The 20,890-nt window shown below is 72.9% G+C and carries 17 protein-coding genes; 4 read left to right on the forward strand and 13 right to left on the reverse strand.

Annotated elements, in window-relative coordinates; genetic code table 11:
- Positions 1-92: 92 nt before the first annotated feature.
- The gene (locus ACFVWU_RS15780; protein WP_387620386.1) at positions 93-1,406 is read left to right on the forward strand and encodes an alpha/beta fold hydrolase; all 1,314 of its coding nucleotides are present in this window, start codon (positions 93-95) and stop codon (positions 1,404-1,406) included.
- A 31-nt stretch (positions 1,407-1,437) separates the two neighbouring features.
- On the opposite strand, the gene ACFVWU_RS15785 is transcribed toward ACFVWU_RS15780, so the two are convergent.
- Positions 1,438-2,982, reverse strand: a complete 1,545-nt coding sequence (locus ACFVWU_RS15785; RefSeq protein ID WP_387620389.1) for a DUF4192 domain-containing protein — start codon at positions 2,980-2,982, stop codon at positions 1,438-1,440.
- Between the two features lie 228 nt (positions 2,983-3,210).
- Between ACFVWU_RS15785 and ACFVWU_RS15790 the strand changes: the two genes are divergently transcribed.
- On the forward strand, positions 3,211-5,406 hold the full coding sequence (locus ACFVWU_RS15790) for a RecQ family ATP-dependent DNA helicase (RefSeq protein WP_387620392.1): 2,196 nt from the start codon (positions 3,211-3,213) through the stop codon (positions 5,404-5,406).
- Positions 5,407-5,786: 380 nt separating this feature from the next.
- Positions 5,787-6,506, forward strand: a complete 720-nt coding sequence (locus tag ACFVWU_RS15795) for a hypothetical protein (protein WP_387620394.1) — start codon at positions 5,787-5,789, stop codon at positions 6,504-6,506.
- Positions 6,507-6,736: 230 nt separating this feature from the next.
- Here ACFVWU_RS15795 and ACFVWU_RS15800 read toward each other — a convergent pair whose 3' ends face one another.
- The 3 genes from ACFVWU_RS15800 to ACFVWU_RS15810 form a co-directional block, all read right to left on the reverse strand.
- Positions 6,737-7,411: a hypothetical protein gene (locus ACFVWU_RS15800; RefSeq protein WP_387620397.1), complete on the reverse strand. Its 675-nt coding sequence runs from the start codon at positions 7,409-7,411 to the stop codon at positions 6,737-6,739.
- Between the two features lie 101 nt (positions 7,412-7,512).
- Positions 7,513-8,211: a ribonuclease HII gene (locus ACFVWU_RS15805; RefSeq protein WP_387620400.1), complete on the reverse strand. Its 699-nt coding sequence runs from the start codon at positions 8,209-8,211 to the stop codon at positions 7,513-7,515.
- Positions 8,212-8,382: 171 nt separating this feature from the next.
- Positions 8,383-9,051, reverse strand: coding sequence for a TetR-like C-terminal domain-containing protein (locus ACFVWU_RS15810; protein WP_387620403.1), 669 nt, complete (start codon positions 9,049-9,051; stop codon positions 8,383-8,385).
- Between the two features lie 406 nt (positions 9,052-9,457).
- On the opposite strand from ACFVWU_RS15810, the gene ACFVWU_RS15815 reads away from it, so the two are divergent.
- Positions 9,458-11,008, forward strand: a complete 1,551-nt coding sequence (locus ACFVWU_RS15815) for an MFS transporter (protein ID WP_387620407.1) — start codon at positions 9,458-9,460, stop codon at positions 11,006-11,008.
- Between the two features lie 138 nt (positions 11,009-11,146).
- Here ACFVWU_RS15815 and ACFVWU_RS15820 read toward each other — a convergent pair whose 3' ends face one another.
- From ACFVWU_RS15820 to ACFVWU_RS15860, 9 genes are all read right to left on the reverse strand, one after another.
- Entirely contained in the window at positions 11,147-12,652 is a 1,506-nt protein-coding gene (locus tag ACFVWU_RS15820; protein ID WP_387620410.1) for a DUF4153 domain-containing protein, read from the reverse strand.
- 315 nt (positions 12,653-12,967) lie between these two features.
- A complete protein-coding gene (locus tag ACFVWU_RS15825) occupies positions 12,968-13,858 on the reverse strand; it encodes a carbohydrate ABC transporter permease (protein ID WP_387620413.1) in 891 nt (296 codons plus the stop codon).
- Positions 13,859-13,980: 122 nt separating this feature from the next.
- Complete coding sequence (locus tag ACFVWU_RS15830) at positions 13,981-15,039, reverse strand: carbohydrate ABC transporter permease (protein WP_387620416.1); 1,059 nt, start codon at positions 15,037-15,039, stop codon at positions 13,981-13,983.
- A 137-nt stretch (positions 15,040-15,176) separates the two neighbouring features.
- Positions 15,177-16,562 (reverse strand): ABC transporter substrate-binding protein, encoded by a 1,386-nt coding sequence (locus tag ACFVWU_RS15835; RefSeq protein WP_387620419.1) that lies wholly within the window; start codon positions 16,560-16,562, stop codon positions 15,177-15,179.
- Between the two features lie 332 nt (positions 16,563-16,894).
- Positions 16,895-18,109 carry a cytochrome P450 gene (locus ACFVWU_RS15840; RefSeq protein ID WP_387620422.1) on the reverse strand — a complete coding sequence of 405 codons (1,215 nt, stop codon included), beginning with the start codon at positions 18,107-18,109 and terminating at the stop codon, positions 16,895-16,897.
- Positions 18,110-18,215: 106 nt separating this feature from the next.
- The gene (locus ACFVWU_RS15845) at positions 18,216-19,460 is read right to left on the reverse strand and encodes a cytochrome P450 (protein WP_387620425.1); all 1,245 of its coding nucleotides are present in this window, start codon (positions 19,458-19,460) and stop codon (positions 18,216-18,218) included.
- A gap of 25 nt (positions 19,461-19,485) precedes the next feature.
- Entirely contained in the window at positions 19,486-20,121 is a 636-nt protein-coding gene (locus ACFVWU_RS15850; protein ID WP_387620428.1) for an ATP/GTP-binding protein, read from the reverse strand.
- Positions 20,102-20,470 (reverse strand): DUF742 domain-containing protein, encoded by a 369-nt coding sequence (locus tag ACFVWU_RS15855; protein ID WP_387620431.1) that lies wholly within the window; start codon positions 20,468-20,470, stop codon positions 20,102-20,104. Before ACFVWU_RS15855 ends, ACFVWU_RS15850 begins: the two co-directional genes overlap by 20 nt.
- Positions 20,467-20,890 (reverse strand): roadblock/LC7 domain-containing protein (locus ACFVWU_RS15860; RefSeq protein ID WP_387620434.1); only part of this gene is annotated, 424 nt, incomplete at its 5' end. The genes ACFVWU_RS15855 and ACFVWU_RS15860, both read right to left, overlap by 4 nt.

The following is a 20,890-nucleotide window of genomic DNA, read 5'->3' on the forward strand; positions in this document are numbered from 1 at the left end:
CCAGGATACGGTGCGGGGGTCGCGGCGCCCGCACCCGGTGACCCCGTGAACCGCGACGCAATCGCTGTGACCAGCAGAGACCGAGGAGTTGCATGTCCACCGTCAGCCGGCTGCCCGGGATTGTCACGACCGACCACGTCTTCCAGGTCCCCCTCGACCACTCCGCCCCCGACGGTGAGCAGATCGAGGTGTACGCCCGCGAGGTGGTGGCCTGCGGCCGTGAGAAGGACGCCCTGCCCTGGCTGGTCTTCCTCCAGGGCGGGCCCGGCGGCAAGGCCGCCCGCCCGCTCGGCCGGGACGCCTGGCTGGACCGCGCCCTGGACGACTACCGGGTGCTGCTGCTCGACCAGCGCGGCACCGGGCGCTCCACGCCCGCGACCCGGCAGACCCTCGCCCGCCGCGGCGGCCCGCAGGAGCAGGCGGACTACCTGGCGCGCTTCCGCGCGGACTCGATCGTGCGGGACGCCGAACTGATCCGCCACCGGCTGCTCGGCGCCGACAAGCGCTGGAGCGTACTCGGCCAGAGCTTCGGCGGTTTCTGCACCCTCACCTACCTCTCCTTCGCTCCGGAGGGCCTGACCGAGGCCTTCATCACCGGCGGCCTCTCCGGCCTCGGCAGCTCGGCCGACGACGTCTACCGCGCCGCCTACCCGCGTGTCGTCAGCAAGAACGAGGACCACTACGCCCGCTTCCCGCAGGACGTCGAGACCGTGCGGCGGATCGCCGCCCACCTCGCCGACTCCCCCGCCACCCTGCCCGGTGGCGGGCTGCTGACCGTCGAGGCCTTCCAGTCGCTCGGACTCATGCTCGGCGGCGGCAGCGGCTCCGGCTCCCTGCACTACCTGCTGGAGGAGGCCTGGGCGGAGGGCCCGGCCGGGGCCGAGCTCTCCGACACCTTCCTGGCCGGTGTGCAGGCCCGGCTCTCCTTCGCCGAGGGCCCGCTCTACGCCGTGCTGCACGAGTCGATCTACGGCCAGCGCTCGGTGGACGAAGGCGGCACCGGCTGGTCGGCCGAGCGGGTCCGCAAGGAGTTCCCGCAGTTCGATGCCCGGGCCTCGCTGGAGTCCGGCGCCCCGGTGCTGTTCACCGGGGAGATGATCTACCCCTGGATGTTCGACACCGACCCGGCGCTGCGCCCGCTGAAGGAGACCGCGGACCTTCTCGCCGCCCGCACCGACTGGCCCGACCTGTACGACCCGGCCCGGCTGGCCGCCAACACCGTGCCGGTCGTGGCGGCGGTGTACCACGACGACATGTACGTGGACACCGCCGACTCGCTGGCGACCGCCCGCGCGGTGCGCGGCCTGCGGCCCTGGATCACCAACGAGTGGGAGCACGACGGCCTGCGGGTGAGCGGCGGCAAGGTGCTGGACCGGCTGATCAAGATGGCCCACGGCGAGGTGTAGCAGCTCGGGGGGCGGCCCGGCGGCGAACGGATCAGTGCGCACGGCGGGCCCCTCTCGCCGCCTGCCGGGCGCCCTGGCACCGATGGCGCCCGGCACCGGACCGGACGGCGGCCGACGCGCACGCCGTCGCCCGGCCGAGCCGCACACCCCGGGCGGGGCGCCGCCCGACCGCCGGACCGTGCCCTGACGCCGGGCCACACCCTGCCCCCGGGAGCAGGGCCACCGGCCCGGGCCCGCCCCCGTCCGACCCCTGCTCGGCGGAGCTGCCGGAGCTCCCGGGGCCACTGGGCCCGTCGGGGCCGCGATCGGTCCGGGTCGACGCCGTGACCGCGCCCTTCCGGCGGGCGCCCCGTCGGCGTCGGCGCCCGCCGTCGGCCGGTCCGGGCCGCTCCTCGGGACGCCCGGGGGGCTCGCCCGCGCCCGGGGCAGGCCCCGGTCCAGGCGCTGCGTTCACAGCGGGATCGGGCTCGGTGGCCGGCCTGCCCGCCCGCTCCTCGCGCCGCCGTCGTTGGGCCTCGACGGCGGCCATCAGCGCCTCGGGCGTCATGCCATCGTTCATCGATTCGTACAGCAGCTCGGCCAGCAGGTAGCCCGGGGCGAGCCGCAGCACCTGGCCGAGCACCACCCGGGCGGTCGCCGTGTCCCCGGCGACCCAGGAGGCCCAGGCCAGCAGCGTGAGCGGGGCCACCGCACAGCCCTCGTACGGCGGCACGGCGCGCCGGGCGAGGAAGCGCCAGAGCCGCTCGGCGGGGGCGAGCTCGGCGGGCCGGACGTACTCGACGCCGCGGTCCCGGGTGAGGCGGTCCCGCAGGGCGAGGAGCAGCCGGGCCGTCCGCTCCTCGTCGAGCTCCCGGGCGCCGGCCGCGAACTCGGCGAAGGCCTGTTCCAACAGTTCGATGCCCTGCTCACGGGAGACCGAGTCGACGGCCGCCTCGGCCCGGACGAGCGCCTCGCGCTGGGCGGCGTCCTCCGGTGGGCCGACCGGGACGAGCCCGCCGATGATCGCCTTGCGGCTGCCGCGCGGCACCAGGCCCGCCACCGTCGCGGCGGCGGCCGCCGGACCCGGATCGGGCCCGCGCCGCACCGGGTTGCCCGCCGGATCGCAGCACCCCTCACGGCGGCAGAGGAAGGACCACCACCGGCCGTCCGAGACGCACAGCGACTCCTTGACCGCCGCTCCCCTGCGCCCGAAAGCCGCCCGAAGGTGGTCGGCCAGCGGCCGCAGGCCCTCCACCACCGGCGGGGCGTGCGCCGTGACCGGATCCTGGCAGAGGTAGAGGAGCACCTGGAGCGGGCGGCTGCCGTGGCGCTCGGAGAGGGCGACCAGCAGGGCGGCCGTCTCCTCCGCCGCCGCGGGCCAGTCCGCGGGCGAGGCCGGGAGGTCCGCCCGGATGACTCCGCCCTGGTGCAGGTCGGGGCCCTGGAGGCCGACCACGACGATGCTGTCGTCGGGGTAGAACCCCAGGAGATAGGGCAACAGCTCGGCCATGTCGGCCGGACCGCGCACGGCGACCGGCCGCTGCTCGGAAGCCGGGCCGAGGGACAGGATGACGTGTTCGTTGTTCATCGCGTTCATGGCCGCAAGAGTGGACGCAATCCGACAACGGCGCCGAACGTCTTTTTTTCCTGTGGATAACTCGGCCCTCGAATTTCTCATCACCCATTCGGGGTACACGACACACACTCAGCCGAGTGGATTTTGACAACCGTTCAGCGGATCAACGGATGAAATCCACTCCGCCTTCCGCTCCCGTGCCTCACCCGCATTCGCCCCTTGTCGGCGCCATGGGGTTACATCGACGCCATGCAGCAGCCCGACATCCACACCACCGCCACCGCCGACCGCGACCAGGTCCGGGCGCGGGCCGAGGCCGTCCTCCGTGAACTGGCCGGCCCCGCCGCCGCCCTGCGCGAGGACCAGTGGACGGCCATCGAGGCCCTCGTGGTCGACCACCGCCGCGCACTCGTCGTCCAGCGCACCGGCTGGGGGAAGTCCGCGGTCTACTTCATCGCCACCGCCCTGCTCCGCGCCCGCGGCGCCGGGCCGACGGTGATCGTCTCCCCCTTGCTCGCCCTGATGCGCAACCAGGTCGAGTCGGCGGCCCGGGCCGGCATCCACGCCCGCACCATCAACTCGGCCAACACCGAGGAGTGGGACGAGATCCAGTCCGAGGTCGCCGCCGGGAAGGTCGACATCCTGCTGGTCAGCCCCGAGCGGCTGAACAACCCGGACTTCCGCGACCAGGTGCTGCCGAAGCTCGCCGCCTCCACCGGCCTGCTGGTGGTCGACGAGGCCCACTGCATCTCCGACTGGGGCCACGACTTCCGCCCCGACTACCGGCGGCTGCGCACCATGCTCGCGGACCTCCCGCCCGGGGTCCCGGTGCTGGCCACCACCGCCACCGCCAACGCCCGGGTCACCGCGGACGTCGCCGAGCAGCTCGGCACCGGCACCACCGACGAGCACGCCCTGGTGCTGCGCGGCCCGCTCGACCGGGAGAGCCTCACCCTGGGCGTGCTCGCCCTGCCCGACCCGGCGCACCGGCTGGCCTGGCTGGCCGACCACCTCGACCGGCTCCCCGGCTCGGGCATCGTCTACACCCTGACGGTGGCCGCGGCCGAGGAGGTGACGGCCTTCCTGCGCGAGCGCGGCTTCCCGGTGGCCTCCTACTCCGGCCGCACCGAGGACGCCGAGCGGCGCACCGCCGAGGCCGACCTGCTGGCCAACCGGGTCAAGGCGCTGGTCGCCACCTCCGCGCTCGGCATGGGCTTCGACAAGCCCGACCTCGGCTTCGTCGTCCACCTGGGCTCGCCCAGCTCGCCGATCGCCTACTACCAGCAGGTCGGCCGGGCCGGGCGCGGGGTGGACCGCGCCGAGGTGCTGCTGCTGCCCGGGCGCGAGGACGAGGCGATCTGGCGCTACTTCGCCTCGCTGGCCTTCCCGCCCGAGGAACAGGTGCGCCGCACCATCGACGCCCTGGCCGACGCCGGCCGTCCGCTCTCCACCGCCGCCCTGGAGCCCCGGGTGGACCTGCGCCGCGCCCGGCTGGAGACCATGCTCAAGGTGCTGGACGTCGACGGCGCCGTCCGCCGGGTCAAGGGCGGCTGGACGGCCACCGGGCAGAGCTGGGAGTACGACACCGCCCGCTACGCCAAGGTGGCCGCCTCCCGGGAGGCGGAGCAGCGGGCGATGCGCGACTACGCGGCGGCCACCGGCTGTCGGATGGAGTTCCTGCGCCGCCAGCTGGACGACGAGCAGGCCGCGCCGTGCGGGCGGTGCGACAACTGCGCGGGCCCGCTGCACACCCCGGAGGTCTCGGCCGAGACGCTGGCCGCGGCCCGGGCCGCGCTGGGCCGCCCGGGCGTGAGCTTCGAGCCGCGCCGGCTCTGGCCCACGGGGATGGACGCGCTCGGGGTGCCGCTCAAGGGCCGGATCCCGGCGGGCGAGCAGGCGGAGACCGGACGGGCGCTCGGCCGACTGTCCGACATCGGCTGGGGCAACCGGCTGCGCACCCTGCTCGCCGAGCAGGCGCCGGACGTGCCGGTGCCCGGCGAGGCGGTGGACGCGCTGGTGGCGGTGCTGGCCGACTGGGCGCGCGGCCCGGGCGGCTGGGCCGGGCCGACGACGGCGGAGGGCACCCGACTGGAGCGGCCGGTCGGCGTGGTGACCATGGCCTGCTCCACCCGCCCCCAGCTGGTCGGCAGTCTCGGCGCGCGGATCGCCGAGATCGGGCGGCTGCCGCTGCTCGGGAGGATCGAGTATGCGGGTGGGCTGCCGCCGCACGGGGCCCGCAGCAACAGCGCCCAACGGCTGCACTCGCTGGCCGGGGCGCTCGTGCTGCCGCCGGAGCTGGAGCAGGCGGTGGCGGCGGCCGGCGGGCCGGTGCTGCTGGTGGACGACCTCGTGGACTCGGGGTGGACGGTCACCGTGGCCGCCCGGCTGCTGCGCCGGGCCGGGGCGAGCGCGGTGCTGCCGCTGGTCCTAGCCGTGCAGGGGTGAGCGGGCCGCGGCCGACCGCCGCGGGCAGAGCGTCTCCGACCACGACCCCTCTCACCCGAATGGCCTAACAGAAAGGAGTAGACGGGGCGATTTCGATCACATCGCGGACCGGCCCGGGAAAGGAGTGCCCACCATGCCGAACGCGCTTCACCATGCCCTTTGCGGGGTGTGGATCAAGGTCGGGCGCCGCCTCGGCAACGTCCGGGCAGCCGCGGAACATATCCGGCAGATCATGGGCTTTCGGGTGGCGTTCATCATTTCATCGTTGCCGGTCCGCCCCGGTTGCCCCGAGAATTGGGGGGTACCCGAAATCCGGTCCGCTGGACCCGCCCTTCGGCGTACCCAGGCACCCGCCTGCCCACGGGCCAGGAAGGAGGATCGTGATCAACGGTATCGGCCGAGGTCAGCATCCCCTCTCCGGGAGTTCGTCGCCCAGACGGCTGGTCGACCTGGAGACCTGGACCGCCTCGGGGATCCCGATGCTGCGCGATCCGCGCGAGTTCGTCCTGGAACTGCACCAGCGCCACCTGCCCCAGCCGGGCACGGTCGTGCTCGCGATCATGGACGCGCTCCACCACCTGGCCGCCTCGGCCTCGTTCACGCCCTGGCCGCACGACACCGACGGCTGGCAGCACCGGAACCACTTGCTGGCCCACCTGCGCCGGATCATCCCGCACGATCTGCGCCGGCCCGAGCCGACCCGGACGGCCGTGCTGCTGCGCTGCCGCGAGGGCGCGCCCGGCTGGACGGAGCAGGACGGTGCCTGGATGTGGGCGCTGCGGGACGCGTCCGTGCTGCACGGGCTGCGCTGCGGCTCGTACATCGGACTCACCCCGGCGGGCTGGCAGATCCTCGGCGACGGGCGCAGTGGACGCAATCCGCATGCGGGCTCGTGGACGGACGGGCCGGTGCACACCGTGACGGAGCTGCCGCCCCGATCGGTGCTCGACGACGCCTCGCGCAGTCAGCGCGCCCGGCAGAAGGCAGCCGAGCAGGCCAAGCGCGTCGACGCTCCGCCGCGCCCCCACCCGTCCGAGCCCCCGTGGACCCCGGCGCGGGTCACGGCCGTCGAACCGAGCCGCCGCACCGGCACCTGCTGAACGGCACCGACAGGCACCACCAGCGCGGCGGACCCCGGGGGCCGCAGTCTGACGGTCAGTCGCCGTACGCACCGACGGGAACCACCACGCACCGGCAGGCGCAGCGTGCGACGCCCGACCTGCACACCCGGCACGCCCAGTTCCGCGCCGACGCGCGGCGGGGCGGGTCACCTCGGACGGACTCCGGGCCCGGCACCGTGAAGGCGTCGGACCCGGAGCGGGAACGAATGTCAGGCCGTGACCGGGCGCCCCGGCGCGGCACCGGCAACCCCGGTGGCAGCCGGGCCGGCCTCCCCGCAGACCACCAGCAGGCCGGTCGCGCGGGCGAGCGCCTTGGTGTACGCCTCGGCGGCCCGGGTGGGCGAACCGCCGTTGACCACCAGGACGACCACCTCGCGGCGAACCGGACGGGTCAGCGCGGCATCCGCGTAGAACACGTCCCCGCCCTCGGTGAGTTGCGCCCAGTAGCGCTCCTCCCCGAAGGAGAGTTCGTGCTGCTGCCAGGGGTGCGCCCCGCCGACGGTCAGCACCAGGATGTCGCCCGGGTTGCGGCCGGAGTCCAGCAGCTGGTCGATCGCGTCGTCAGCGCGTTCCAACGCCTGGGCCGGGGTGGCGGCGATCCGTTGGACCTCGACCTGCGGCGTGGCAGCGGCCGGGCGGCGCGGCGCCGGTCCCGGCTTGGGGATCAGACGCGGCGGGCCCGAACGGTCGGCGCGCGGCTGAGCCGGGCGCGGGGGCGCCGGACGGGGACCGGGCACCGGGGCCGGTGCGACGGTGGGCTTGGTGGCGGGTGCGCCGCCGGTGGCAGGCACGTGGAGGGCTTGTGCGTCCGACTCGCGGGGGAAGGGAACGCCGGGGCCCGGGAGGCTCTCGTGAATCTCCGGCTCCTCGGGGAAGACAGGCATACCCGGATATCTATCAAATGCCGGTCGGAGGCGCACGGGCGCCCCACCCGTTGAGCACCGGACACCCGCCGCCCGCACCCGAGGCAATTCCAGACGGACCGTCAGAAACCGAGCGTCAACTGTTCGTCGACGGATCCCTGAACCACGCCCACGACGTCCCGGTCGCGCTTGAGGTGACGCCACTTCGGCAACGCGTCCATGTAGGCCCAGGAGAGCCGGTGGTGCTCGGTGGGGCCGTACTCCTCCAGCGCGGCACGGTGCACCGGGGACGGATAGCCGGCGTTCTCCGCGAAGCCGTAATCCGGGTACGCCTCGCCCAGTTCGGCCATCATTCCGTCGCGGTGGACCTTGGCGAGCACCGAGGCGGCGGAGACGCAGATGCAGGACTGGTCACCCTTGATCACCGTGCGCACCCGCCAGGGGCCACCGAGGTAGTCGTGCTTGCCGTCCAGGATCACCGCGTCGGGCTCGACCGGCAGCGCCTCCAGCGCTCGGACGGCGGCCAGCCGCAGCGCCGCCGTCATGCCGAGCTCGTCGCACTCCTGCGGTGAGGCGTGCCCGAGCGCGTACGCGGTGACCCAGTCGGCGAGCACCGGTGCGAGTGCCTTGCGGCGCAGCTCGGTGAGCAGTTTGGAGTCGGTCAGCCCCTCGGGCGCCTTGCGCAGTCCGGTGACGGCCGCGCCGACGGTGACCGGCCCGGCCCAGGCACCGCGTCCGACCTCGTCCAGGCCCACCACGACCTTGGCGCCGGCCCGGCGGAGCGAGCGTTCGACGGAGTGCGTCGGCGGGACGATGGGCATCGCAGGGGCTCCGTTCGGCAAGGCAGCCCGTTCAAGTGGGGCAACCCCCAGCCTAAGCCCGCCGACGACCACCCCGAGCCGGGCCTGCACGGCCGCCCGAGCCCGAGCCCAGCCCAGCCCAGCCGAGCCCGGCCAGTGCAGCCAACCCCGAGCCCGCCCCACTCGACCGCGCTACGACTGCCGGATCAGCGGGACCAGCACGTCGTCCACCAGCCGGACCGCGAAGTCGGGGGCCATCTCCCCTTCGTGGACCTTCACCCGGAACAGCAGCATCGCCGGAATGACGTCGGCGACCAGTGGGCTGACCGCGCCGGGCCGGACATCGCCGCGCTCGACGCCGCGACGGAGGATGTCCAGGATGGTGTCCTTGGTCGGCTCCATCACCCGCTGCACGATGAAGCCCTTGAACACCTCGGCCTGTTGCTGGGAGAGCTCGCCCATCAGCACGTGCAGGGCGGCGCCCGCACTGGAACCGATCGCCCCCGTGAACAGCTCGATGAGCTGCAGCAATTCAGCCCGGGCGGACCCGAGGTCGGGCACCCCGTGAGGGCGTGGGAGAGTGGAGTCCAGGGCGTCGATGACGAGTTCCATCTTGGAGGCCCAACGCCGGTAGAGCGCGGCCTTCCCGGTCCGCGCCGCAGCGGCGACGCCCTCCATCGTCAGTCGCGCGTAGCCGCCGGAGGTGAGCTGGTCGAGCGCGGCCGCGAAGATCGCGTTCTCCAACTCCTTCCCCCGGCGCCGCACCGGGCGGACCAGCACCTCCCGGGCGACCCGCACCGGGCAGCGGGGCTCCGACTCCCCACTCGGCGGCCCCGCGAACACCACCGACTCCACTGGCACCACCGACTCCCCGGACGCCTCGGGCCCCACCGGCGCCGCACCCGCTGCCGCAGCCACAGCCGTCAGGGGCGACGGCACCGCATCCTCCGCCGGTCGGGCGGCCGCCCGACCGGACGCCCGGTCCGCCGTGAGGCGCCGCACCAACCGATCCATCGCCACCCTCCTTAAGGAACGCTTGCGTTCACTATCGAGCCCAGGATATCGTCCAGATTAGTGAACGGCACCGTTCCTTCCCAGCCCACACCTGCACCCGCCCGTCATCGGCGCACAGCAGCACTCCGGGCCCGGCAGGTAGGCCGGACACCAAGCACCGAGTCACCGGGCACCAAGCACGTACCACCACCGCGCACCAGCACCACGCACCGTGTACCAGGCACCGAGCACGTAGCCAGCAGGGGGAAGATTCGTGGCCATCTCCGACACGCTCGACAAGAACTCACCACCGAAGGGCCGCGGAGGTCAGGGGAAGGGCATCACCCTGACCGTCATCGCGGCCACGCAGCTCATGGTCGTGCTCGACGCGACCATCGTGAACATCGCGCTGCCGCACATCAAGGACGCGCTGAACTTCTCGACCACCGACCTGTCCTGGGTCATCAACGCCTACACGCTGACCTTCGGCGGGCTGCTGCTGCTCGGCGGTCGCGCGGGCGACATCCTGGGCCGCCGCCGGGTGTTCATCTTCGGCACCCTGCTGTTCGGCCTGGCCTCGCTGCTGGGCGGCTTCGCGCAGGACAGCGGCCTGCTGCTGGCGGCCCGCGCGCTCCAGGGCATCGGCGGCGCGATCTGTTCACCGACCGCCTTCGCCCTGATCGCCACCAACTTCGACGAGGGGCCGGAACGCAACAAGGCGTTCGGCGTGTTCTCGGCGGTGGCCGGCTCGGGCGCCGCGATCGGCCTGCTGGCCGGCGGTCTGCTCACCGAGTACCTGAACTGGCGCTGGGTGTTCTTCGTCAACGTGCCGATCGCGATCCTGATCGCGATCGCCGCGCCGCGCTACATCGCCGAGTCCGAGCGCCACCCGGGCCGCTTCGACGTGCCCGGCGCGCTCACCTCGACGCTCGGCCTGGTCGGCCTGGTCTACGGATTCATCCGGGCCGCCTCGGACGGCTGGTCGGACAGCATCACGCTCGGCTCCTTCGCGGCCGGTGCGATCCTGCTGGCCGCCTTCCTCGTGATCGAGACCCGCACCGACCAGCCGATCACCCCGCTGCACCTGTTCGCCAACCGCAACCGCACCGGCGGCCTGGTGATGATGCTCTGCCTGGCCGCGGCCATGTTCGGCATCTTCTTCTACGTCGTCCTGTTCGTGCAGGGACCGCTCGGCTACAGCCCGCTCAAGGCCGGCGTCTCGTTCCTGCCGATCAGCGTCTCGATCATCATCGCCGCGCAGATCGCGTCCAACCTGCAGGCCAAGTACGGCCCGAAGCCGTTCATGGCGGGCGGCGCGCTGCTGGTCACCGTCGGCCTCTCCTGGCTGACCCAGATGAGCAAGGACAGCGGCTACGTCGACGGGGTGCTCGGCCCCACGGTCGTCTTCGGCTTCGGCATGGGTCTGATCTTCGTCCCGGTGATGCTGCTCTCGGTCGCGGGCGTGCCGGGCGAGGAGACCGGCGCTGCCTCCGGCCTGCTCAACTCGATGCAGCAGATCGGCGGTTCGCTCGGCCTGTCGATCCTGACCACGGTCTTCGCGCACTACGCGACCGCCGAGGCCAAGGTCCAGACGCCGATCTTCATGGAGAAGGCCACCCCGGAGCAGCTGGCCTACGTCCAGCAGCACCACGAGTTCCCCCAGGGCACCGACGCCGCCAACTCGGTTCTCACCCAGGGGATTTCGCACGGCTTCATCGTCGGCGCGGCGCTCGCCGGGGTCGCCCTGCTGATCTCGCTCTTCGTGATCAAGGCGAAGGCCAGCGACCTGCCGAGCGGCGACTCCGCCGGCGTCGCGATGCACTGAGCGATCGCGACGCACTGAGCGCCGCGACCCGCTGGGGCACCGCGACGCGCTGAGGCGCCGCGACGCACTGAGGCGCCGCCGCCGAACGGGCCCGCCGGGAGCAGACGCTCCCGGCGGGCCCGTCGCGTGCCCCGGCCGTCAGAAGTACGGGTCGATCCGCAGCCCCGCCCGCTCGCAGGCGTTCGTGCCGCCGAACCCGCCGTCGGTCAACGGCCGTGCGGCCAGGATCGCGCGGGCCCGGTCGGCGGCGCGGCTGGTGGCGGACCAGGCCGAGGGGTGGTCCGCCAGGTCGGTGCGGATCAGCTGCAGCGCGCAGGTCCGCTGCGGTTCGGGGAGCCGGTCCAGGGCGGGCACCGCGTCCGCGGAGAGCTCGCGGACGTTGCGCAGGTCGATCTGCTGTGAGCGCTCGTACCGGGCGACGTTCTGCTCCGCGACGATCGCGTCCGGCCCGATCAACCCGTACACCGCGACGGTGAGCATGCCGCTCAGGACGACGGTGCGCGGCAGCCAGCCGGCGCCGCGGGTGAGCCCGGCGGTGATCAGCAGCAGGAAGACGACGCCCAGCCAGAGCTCGACCACCAGCACCCACAGCCGCAGCCGGGTGAGCCCGGAGGCGTCCACGTAGAACCACATCCGGCCGAGCGCCGAGACGACCACGACCAGCGCGAGCAGGCAGAGCAGGCCGAGCAGGATCCGCGCCACCCGGCGGTCGGCCGGCGTGGTGCGCGGGGCCCAGCGCTTGGCGACGGCCACGACGACCAGGGTCAGCACGGTGATCACGCCCAGCTGCCAGAAGCCCTGTCGGGCGTATTCGGAGCGGCTCATCCCGGTGCGGCTGAGCACGGCGCCCGCGCCGCCGAGCACCACCACGGCCTGGATCACCGCGAAGGCGCCGAACATCAGGTTGAGAGCGACCAGCGGCAGCGCCCACTCCAGCCGTCGCCGTTCCCGTCCCGGCCGGGCCGTCATGCGGTCCCAGCGGCGCGGGCCGGCCGCGATGTGCGCGAAGCCCAGCGCGGTGAGCGTGCCGAGCACGAACAGCACCGCGCGCAGGGGAAGTTGGCGGAGGTCGAAGCTGGGGTTGAGGCCGCTCAGCAGGTCCGCCATGGCGGCGTCGGCACTGGCGAACAGCAGGCCGAAGACGGTCAGCAGGACGGCGGCGACCGCGAGCGCCTTGAGCACCGGGACGATCCGTCCGCGCCCGGGCAGCGGCCGGCCTTCCAGGCCGTTCCAGAGCCAGCCCACGCCCGGCACCGGCTGCCAGACGGCGGCGGGCAGGGCGAACAGCACGCCCGGCCAGCGGCGCCCGCCGTGCAGGGCGAGCGAGGCCAGGCCGAGCGCGCCCCCGACGGACAGCACGGTGGGCCAGCTCGCGTCCCACAGGGCCGGGACGGCGAGCAGGGCGAGCGCGAGCAGGCTCCAGATCACGGTCCAGGGCCGGACCCGGCGGCCCGCCGCGTGGGCGACGAGGCCCGCTCCGACGGCGGTGACGGCGCCGCAGATCAGCAGGTTGACTCCCACGCCGTCGTACAGCAGCCAGGCCGTCAGCAGGCCGGTGAGCAGTGCGAACAGGAGGACTCGGGGTGTGGCCGCCGCCCGGCGCTCGGGGTCCGTGCGGCGCAGCCGTTCACCGCGCGAGGGCACGGGCGTGCCGGGCGAGCGGTACGGCCCGTTCGCGCCCGGCGACCGGTACGAGTGGGACGGCCCGTTCGGCCCGGGCGACCACTGCGGGCCCGGCGGGCGACCGTCGGACGCGGGCGGCGGATCGGTCGGGGCAGGCGCGGACGGACCTGACATGAGTCCCCCTCAGTGGTCGGCGGGCATGCGGAAGCCGCCCTCGGGGCGGTCCGCCGGTGGCCGACGGACGCGCCGGGCGCCTCGGCCGCTGCCGACTGTAGACCATTCTGAACAAGTTCAAAAGTTGCTTCTGAACGCGTTCAGAAAACCGCCGGCCACGGCCTATCCCTTGACCGACCCGGCCAGCAGCCCGCGGACGAAGTACCGCTGGAGGCTGAAGAAGACGATCAGCGGCACGATGATCGACAGGAACGCCCCGGCCGTGAGCAGCTCCCAGCGCCCGCCGAAGGAGCCGGACAGCTGGGCCAGCCGGACCGTCATCGGCGCCACCTCCGGTGTGCCGCCGGCGAAGGTGAGCGCGACCAGCAGGTCGTTCCAGACCCACAGGAACTGGAAGATCGCGAACGAGGCCAGCGCCGGGGCGCACAGCGGCAGCACGATCGAGCGGAAGATCTTGAAGTGCGACGCGCCGTCCACCACCGCCGCCTCCATCAGGTCGCGCGGCAGCTGGGCGATGAAGTTGTGCAGCAGGAACACCGCCAGCGGCATCGCGAACATGGTGTGTGCCAGCCAGACCGGCGCGTAGCTGCCCTTCAGGTCCACCGCCGGGATCAACGTCAGCGGGCCCAGGTGCGCGCCGCCGGAGAACAGCCGCAGCAGCGGGATCAGGGCCATCTGGAGCGGCACCACCTGGAGCGCGAACACCGTGAAGAACACCGCGTCGCTCCCCCGGAACCGCACCCAGGCCAGCGCGTAGGCCGCCATCGCCGCCAGCACCAGCGGGAAGAGGGTGGCCGGGACGCTGATCGCCAGCGAGTTCACCAGGAAGGGCATCAGGCCGGTGGAGACGCCGGAGCCGCCCTCGAACAGCACCGCGTGGTAGTTGCCGAGCCCGAAGTCCGGGTGGAGCAGGGCGTTCCACCAACCGTCGGCCGTCACGTCCTGCTTGGGACGCAGCGAGGTCACCAGCAGGCCGAGGGTCGGGATCGTCCAGAGCACCGTCATCGCGATCACGAACACCGAGGCCAGCGGGCTGCTGAAGGCCTTCCGCACGGGGTTCCCCTCAGCCGTACGACGGTCGGCGGGACGACGATCAGCCCGGCGACGATCAGCCCGACGATCGGCAGGCTTCCGGTCGACGGGGCCCGCGCCGACCGCCTCCCCCTCAGGAGTGCTCACCGCACCTCACGCTCCCTCCGCAGCTGGACGATGTTGTAGGCCACCAGCGGCAGCACCGCGAGGAACAGCAGCACCGCGAGGGCGCTGCCCCGCCCGCCGTTGAACTGCACGAAGGACTGCGAGTACATCTCGTTGGCCAGCACCTGGGTGCCGAAGTTGCCGCCGGTCATGGTGCGGACGATGTCGAAGGCCTTCAGGGTGATGATCATGACGGTGGTCAGCACGACCATCACCGTGGTGCGGATCATCGGTACGGTGACCGACCAGAACAGTCGCAGCCCGGTCGCGCCGTCCAGCCGGGCCGCCTCGGTCACCTCGTCCGGGATCGCCTTGATCGCCGCCGACAGCACCACCATCGCGAAGCCGGTCTGCGCCCAGACCATGACCGCCATCAGCAGGAAGGTGTTCAGCGGCTGGCTGAGCAGCCAGTTCGGCGGGTCCGACCAGCCCACCGCGTGGGCGAGTTGGCTGAGCAGACCGATCTGCGGCTGGTCCTTGCCGCGCGCCTCGTAGACGAACTTGAAGATGATCGAGGCGCCGACCAGCGATATCGCCATCGGCATGAAGATCAGCGACTTGTACACCGCCTGACCGCGCATCCGGTCCACCAACAGCGCCAGCACCAGGCCCAGCCCGGTCGCCACCAGGGGCGCGACCACCAGCCATAGCAGGGTGTTGAGCAGCACCTCCCGGATCGAGTCGGTGGTGAAGGCCCAGCCGAAGTTCTCGCCACCGACGAACCTGCTGCCGTCGGCGTTCTGCAGGCTCAGGTAGACGGTTCGGACCAGCGGCACCACCAGGCCGACCGCCAGCAGCAGCACGGCCGGCCCGAGGAACACCAGCACGGCCAGCGGTCGGGCCAGCCGGCCCCTGGCCCGACCGGCCACCAGGAAGACCAGCAGCAGGATGCCGAGGAAGCCCGCGATCGCGCCGATGCTGTTGCCGAACTTGACCGCCGCGTCGCCCCAGGCACCGGCGGCCAGGGAGTCGGCGGGAGGCAGGTGGTCGGCGGACGGCAGGAGGTCGGCGGACGGCGGGGAGCCGGGTACGGACATGGATGTACGTCCCTTCGGGTCCGGTGATGGGAAGGGGGCGGGCGGTGCGGGTGGGTGGCCCCGCACCGCCCTCGACAGGTGGTCCTCGTCGCGCCGGGTCGGGCGCGGGCCGACCCGGCCCGACGCGTCCGGGCGGGCTACTTCGGCCAGGCGGCGTCGATGTCGGCGGCGGTCTTCTGGATCGACTGCCCCTCGGCGAACCAGGCGGTCAGCGACTTCCACTCCTGTCCGGAGCCGACGGCCGCGGGCATCATGTCCGAGGCGTCGAACCGGAAGGTCGCACTCGGGTCGGTCAGCGCCTCCGCCGAGAGCTTGTCGATCGGGTCGGTGTACAGGCTCCTGTCCACGCCCTGGTTGGCCGAGACCCAGCCGGTCGCGGTCTTCACCCGGCTGCTCGCCCAGTCCGAGCTGGACAGGTAGTTCTGCACCGCCTGCACCTCGGGCTTGCCGGAGAAGGCGGCCAGGAACTCGCCGCCGCCCTCGACCGGGTTGGCGATCGACGGGTTCACCGCGGGCAGGTGGAAGGCGAAGATGTCGCCGTCCGGGCCGACCTTGGTGCCCTTGGGCCACTGCGCCTCGTAGAAGGAGGCCTGCTGGAGCATCGCGCACTTGCCGGTGAGGATCGGCGCGCCCGCGTCCTGGAAGGTGGTGGTGGCGATCGACTTGACGTCACCGTAACCGCCGTTGACCCAGGCCGGGTTCTGCATCCAGTCGGCGACGGTCGTCATCGCCGCGGTGATCTTCGCGTCGGAGAACTTCACCTGGTGGCCCACCCACTGGTCGTACGGCTCGCCGCCGTAGCTGCCCAGCACCACCTCCTCCAGCCAGTCGGTGGCCGGCCAGCCGGTGGCCGTGCCGGAGGCGATGCCGCCGCACCAGGGCTTGGGGCCGCCCGCCTTGGCGATCCGGTCGCTGAGCGCCATCAGGTCCACCCAGGTCTTCGGGACCTCGTAGCCGGCCGCCTTGAAGGCCTTCGGCGAGTACCAGACCAGCGACTTCATGTTGGCGCTCATCGGGGCCGCGTAGAAGGTGCCGTCGACCGAGCCGTAGGTCTTCCAGACCGGGCTCCACTTGTCCTGGTTGGCGACGGTCTGGGCGGGTGGTTTGACCACCTTGCCGCTCTTGACCATCTGCGCCAGCAGGCCGGGCTGCGGGATGATCGCGAAGTCCGGGGCGTTGCCGCCGGCCACCCGGACCGGCAGCTGGGACTCGAAGTCGTTGGACCCCTCGTAGCTGATCTTGATCCCGGTGCACTTACTGAACTCGGACCAGGACTTCTCCAGGTTGTCCGACTCCGGGCTGAGGATGGAGGCGAACATCGTCACCGTGGTGCCCGAATGGCCCGCGTACGGCTGGTACTTGGCGCAGTCACCGGTCAGCGTCTGGGCCGCCGGGCCGCCGCCCCCCGAACCGCCGGAGCTGTTCGAGCAGGCCGCGGTCAGGGCCAGCGCCGCGAGCAGGACGGGTACGGAGGCCGAGCGACGACGGGAACTCCCGGACGGCGCGGTCGGGTTGAGGGTCAATGCGGTCCTCCTCGCCAGGGCGTGCTGCCGAAGGTTGGCTGAACGACATCGCGCTGTACGGGAGATGGGCGTGCAGAGATCGCGGGCGAGCGGCGGGCCGAACCGGTTCGACGACGTTAACGCAGCCGTCGGCCGCCGCCAAGGTCCGTGGTCGACCTTCACGGACCGGTGCCCACACCGGTGCCCCGACCGCGACCACCGGAAACCGGCGAGCACCCCCGAGGAAGCCCGAAGGGAGCCCGGAGGGGCTTCAGAGGGGCCCGGGAGAAGCCCCGGGGAAGCCGACGGCCCCGCCCGGAATCCCGGACAGGGCCGTCGGCTGCGACGAACCGTCAGAACAGTCGGACGGGCAGTTCCAGCAAGCTGTTCACCACCAGCGACGGGCTCGGCCGCAGCCCGGCGTCCGGCACCGCCAGCGACAACGCGGGGAAGCGCTCGAACAGCGCCGGCAGCGCGACCCCCGCCTCCAGCCGGGCCAGCGGCGAGCCCGGGCAGACGTGCGGGCCGTGGCCGAAGGACAGGTGCCGGTTCGGGTCCCGGGTGATGTCGAACAGCTCCGCCGTCACCCCGTGCTGCAGCGGGTCCCGGCCGATCGCGTTGTACGAGACCAGCACCGGCTCGCCCGCCGGGATCACCACCCCGTCGACCTCGATGTCCTCCGCCGCGAAGCGGAACAGGAAGTTGCTGGTCGGCGGCGTCCAGCGGAGCGACTCCTCGACCACCGCGTCCCAGGAGACCTTCCCCGCGCGGACCAGCTCCAGCTGGTCCGGGTGCGTCAGCAGCGCCCGCACCGCGTTGCCGATCAGGTTCACCGTGGTCTCGTGACCGGCCGCGATGATCACCCGCAGGGTCGCCGCCGCCTCCGCGTCGGTGAGCGCCCCGCCCTCGGTGTCCGCCGCCAGCAGCACGCTCGCCAGGTCCTCACCCGGGGCCGAACGGCGCTGTGCCACCAGGTCGTTGACGAAGGCGTTCAGTCCGGCGATGGTCGCCTGGATGCCGGCCGGATCGGGCTTGATGCCGAAGAACCGCTCGTACAGGTCGCGCAGCACCCCGTGGTCCGACTCCGGCACACCCAGCAGCGAGCAGATCACCGTCATCGGCAGCGGGAAGGCGAAGGCCGTCTTGAGGTCGACCACCGGCTCCCCGGCCGCCAGGCCGTCCAGCAGCGCGTGAGTGATCTCCTCCACCCGCGGGCGCATCAGCTCGACCCGGCGCGGCGTGAAGGCCTGGGCGACCAGCGCCCGCAGCCGGCGGTGTTCGGCGCCGTCCGTGGTCACCATGCTCGGTCCCGGCACCGCCAGACCGATCAGCGGCCAGGTCTTCGGCACCTCGCCGCGCTGGTAAGCCGCCCAGTGCCCGGCGTCCTTCACCAGCCGGGCGTCGGTGAGCAGATCACGCGCGGCCGCGTGCCGGGTCACCGCCCAGGCGGCCACACCGCCGGGCAGCACCACCGGCACCACCGGGCCGGCGGCCCGCAGCAGGGCGCCCTCGGCGGCGTTGTCGCGGGCCAGCGGGTCGAGGGCGATCGGGACCGGGGCAGCGGTCATCGACGTCAACTCTCCTAAACGTAGAGGGACTTGGAACGATTGTGCACGTCCTGTGGATCTTGGCTGGCCCGACGGAGATCCGCAAGACGTACGCCAGGACGCGCCCTCAGACCGAGTGCCCCGGAGTGAACGAGACCGGCAGCGCGACCAGTCCACGCACCCAGGCCGAGGGCCGCCACACCAGCGCGTGCTCGGCCACCGCCAGCCGCAGGTCCGGCAACCGGTCCAGCAGCACCTCGATCGCGGTGGTGGCGATCACCTCCGCCGCCTCCTGGGCCGGGAACGGGCAGCCGTGCTCGCCGTACGAGTAGCTCATGTGCGCCCGGTTGCCCTCCGCCGGACGACCGTCGGCCTGCCGCACCGACGGGTCCGCGTTGGCCCCGGCGAAACCGAGCAGCAGCATGTCCCCCTCGGCGATCCGCTGGCCGCCCAGCTGGGTGTCCCGCACCGCCCAGCGGCCGGCGAAGATCTGCGTCGGGGTGTCCTCCCACAGCGCCTCGTTGAGCGCCTGGCTGATGCTGCGCCGACCGCCCGCCAGCGAAGCCGCGAAGCGATCGTCGGTGAGCATCAGCCGCAGCGCGTTGGAGATCCAGTACGAGCTCGGCTGGTGACCGGCGATCAGCAGCACCCGAAGGTCGCGCATCACCTCGTCGTGGGTCAGCCCCGCCGGGTGCTCCAGCATCCGCGAGGCCACGTCCGCGCCCGGGTGCTCGGTCTTCTCCTCCACCAGCGCGAGCATCAGCTCCAGCAGCCGCTGGGCGCCGGCCGGCGCGTCCGCGCCGCCGTCCAGCATCGCCAGCAGCGCCGCGATCAGCTGCGGCGCCTGCTCCTCGTCCAGGCCCAGCACCCGGCACAGCACCAGCAGCGGCATCCGGTGCGCGTACTCGGCCACCAGGTCGGCCTCGCCGCGCCCGGCGAACTCGTCGATCAGCCGGTCGGCGATCTCCTCGGAGTGCTTGCGCAGCTCGTACGGGTCGATCCCGGCCAGCGCGTCGGTCACCGCGCGGGAGCGGCGCACGTGCTCCTCGCCCTCGGCGTACAGGATCGACGGCACCGGCGCCATCATCGGCTTCAGCGGCCAGTCGGCGGGCAGCGTCGCCCAGGCGTGCCAGCGGCTGGAGTCACGGCCGAACAGCTGCGGCTGGCCGGTGACCTGCTGCAGCTCGCGGTAGCCGATCACCAGCCAGGCGGGCACGCCGCCGGCCAGCTCGACCGGGGCGACCGGGCCGTGCGCGGCGCGCAGCTCGCGGTAGAGCTGGGCCGGGTCGGTCTGGAAGCGCGGCCCGTACAGCGGCGTGGCGCCGGCGTGCGCCGGGCAGCCCGGGGGCGGGGTGGCGGCGGGCTGGGTCACGGGGTGCTCTCCTCGTAGATCTGGATCACGGGGTGCTCTCCTCGTAGATCGCGTCGGATGCTCCGGCGAGGGCGGCCAGGTGGTGGACCAGGTCGATCAGCACCCGCTTGCCGGACTCCCGGTCGCGGGCGTCGCAGTCCACCAGCGGCACCTCGGCCGGCAGGTCCAGGGCCTCGCGGACCTGCTCCAGGGTGTGGGTGGGCTCGCCGAAGTTGTTGCGGGCGACGATGAACGGGGTGCCGTGGTGCTCCAGCCGGTCGATCGCGTACCAGGAGTCCTCCAGCCGCCGGGTGTCCACCAGGACGACCGCGCCCAGGGCGCCGCTGAACAGGCGGTCCCAGAGGAACCAGAAGCGCTCCTGCCCGGGCGCGCCGAACAGGTAGAGCACCTGGCGCTCGGACAGGGTGATCCGGCCGAAGTCGAAGGCGACCGTGGTGGAGCGCTTGCCCCAGGTGCCGGCCGGGTCGATGCCCTCCCCCGCCCGGGTCATCACCTCCTCGGTGTTCAGCGGGCGGATCTCGCTGACCGAGCCGACCAGGGTGGTCTTGCCCACCCCGAAGCCGCCGACCACGACGATCTTCAGCGCGTTGTCGGCGGTCGCCCGCAGCGGGGTGCGCACCGCGGGCCGGGCGTCCTGGAGGTCAGAGCCGTTGGAGGCCATGCAGCACCTGCTTCAGCGTGTCGAGGTCGGGCAGCCGGGCCTTGTTCGGCGCGAACCTGGGGTGCCGGGCGGTGACCGCCCCGGATTCCAGCAGGTCGCCGAGCAGGATCTTCACCACCGAGACGGGCAGCGACAGCTCCGCCGCCACCTCCACGACGGCGGTCGGGGCCTCGCACATCCGCAGGATCCGGGCGTGCTCCGACTGCATCCCGGGCGCCGGCTCCCGCTCCGCGACGATCAGGGTGACCAGGTCGAAGGCGTTCTCCGGGGCGCGGCTGCGGCCCCCCGTGATGGTGTAGAGGCGGTCCGGGTCGTCGTCCCGGCCCGGCAGCACCGGCCCGCCGTTCATATCCCGGCGCTCTCTTGTGTGGCGGCTTCCGCGCTACGGGCGGGCGCGTTGAGGTGGACGCCGATCTGCTCGATCAGGCCGTGCATGTTGTGGCCGACCACGCCCACGTCCGCGTCGTCGTCCGTGACCACCGCGAGGTGCGCGCCCTCACCGGCCGCCACGATGCACAGGATGCCGCCGTGGAACTCGGTCATCGACTGCCGCACACCGCCGCTGCCGTCGCCGAACTCGATCGAGGCGCCGTGCGCCAGGCTCTGCAGGCCGGAGGCGATCGCGGCCAGCTGGTCGGCCTGGTCGGCGCTCAGCCCGGCGGTGTGGCAGAGCTTGAGGTGAGCTTCCCCCGCTGGGTGGGAGGTGCTGATTACCTGGTCAGGGCGGGTGTGGGTGGTTCGACGGCCACCGGTTCGGCCGTCGTCTGGT

Origin of the sequence: Kitasatospora sp. NPDC058190, assembly GCF_042883685.1 — a bacterium.
Lineage (GTDB): Bacteria > Actinomycetota > Actinomycetes > Streptomycetales > Streptomycetaceae > Kitasatospora.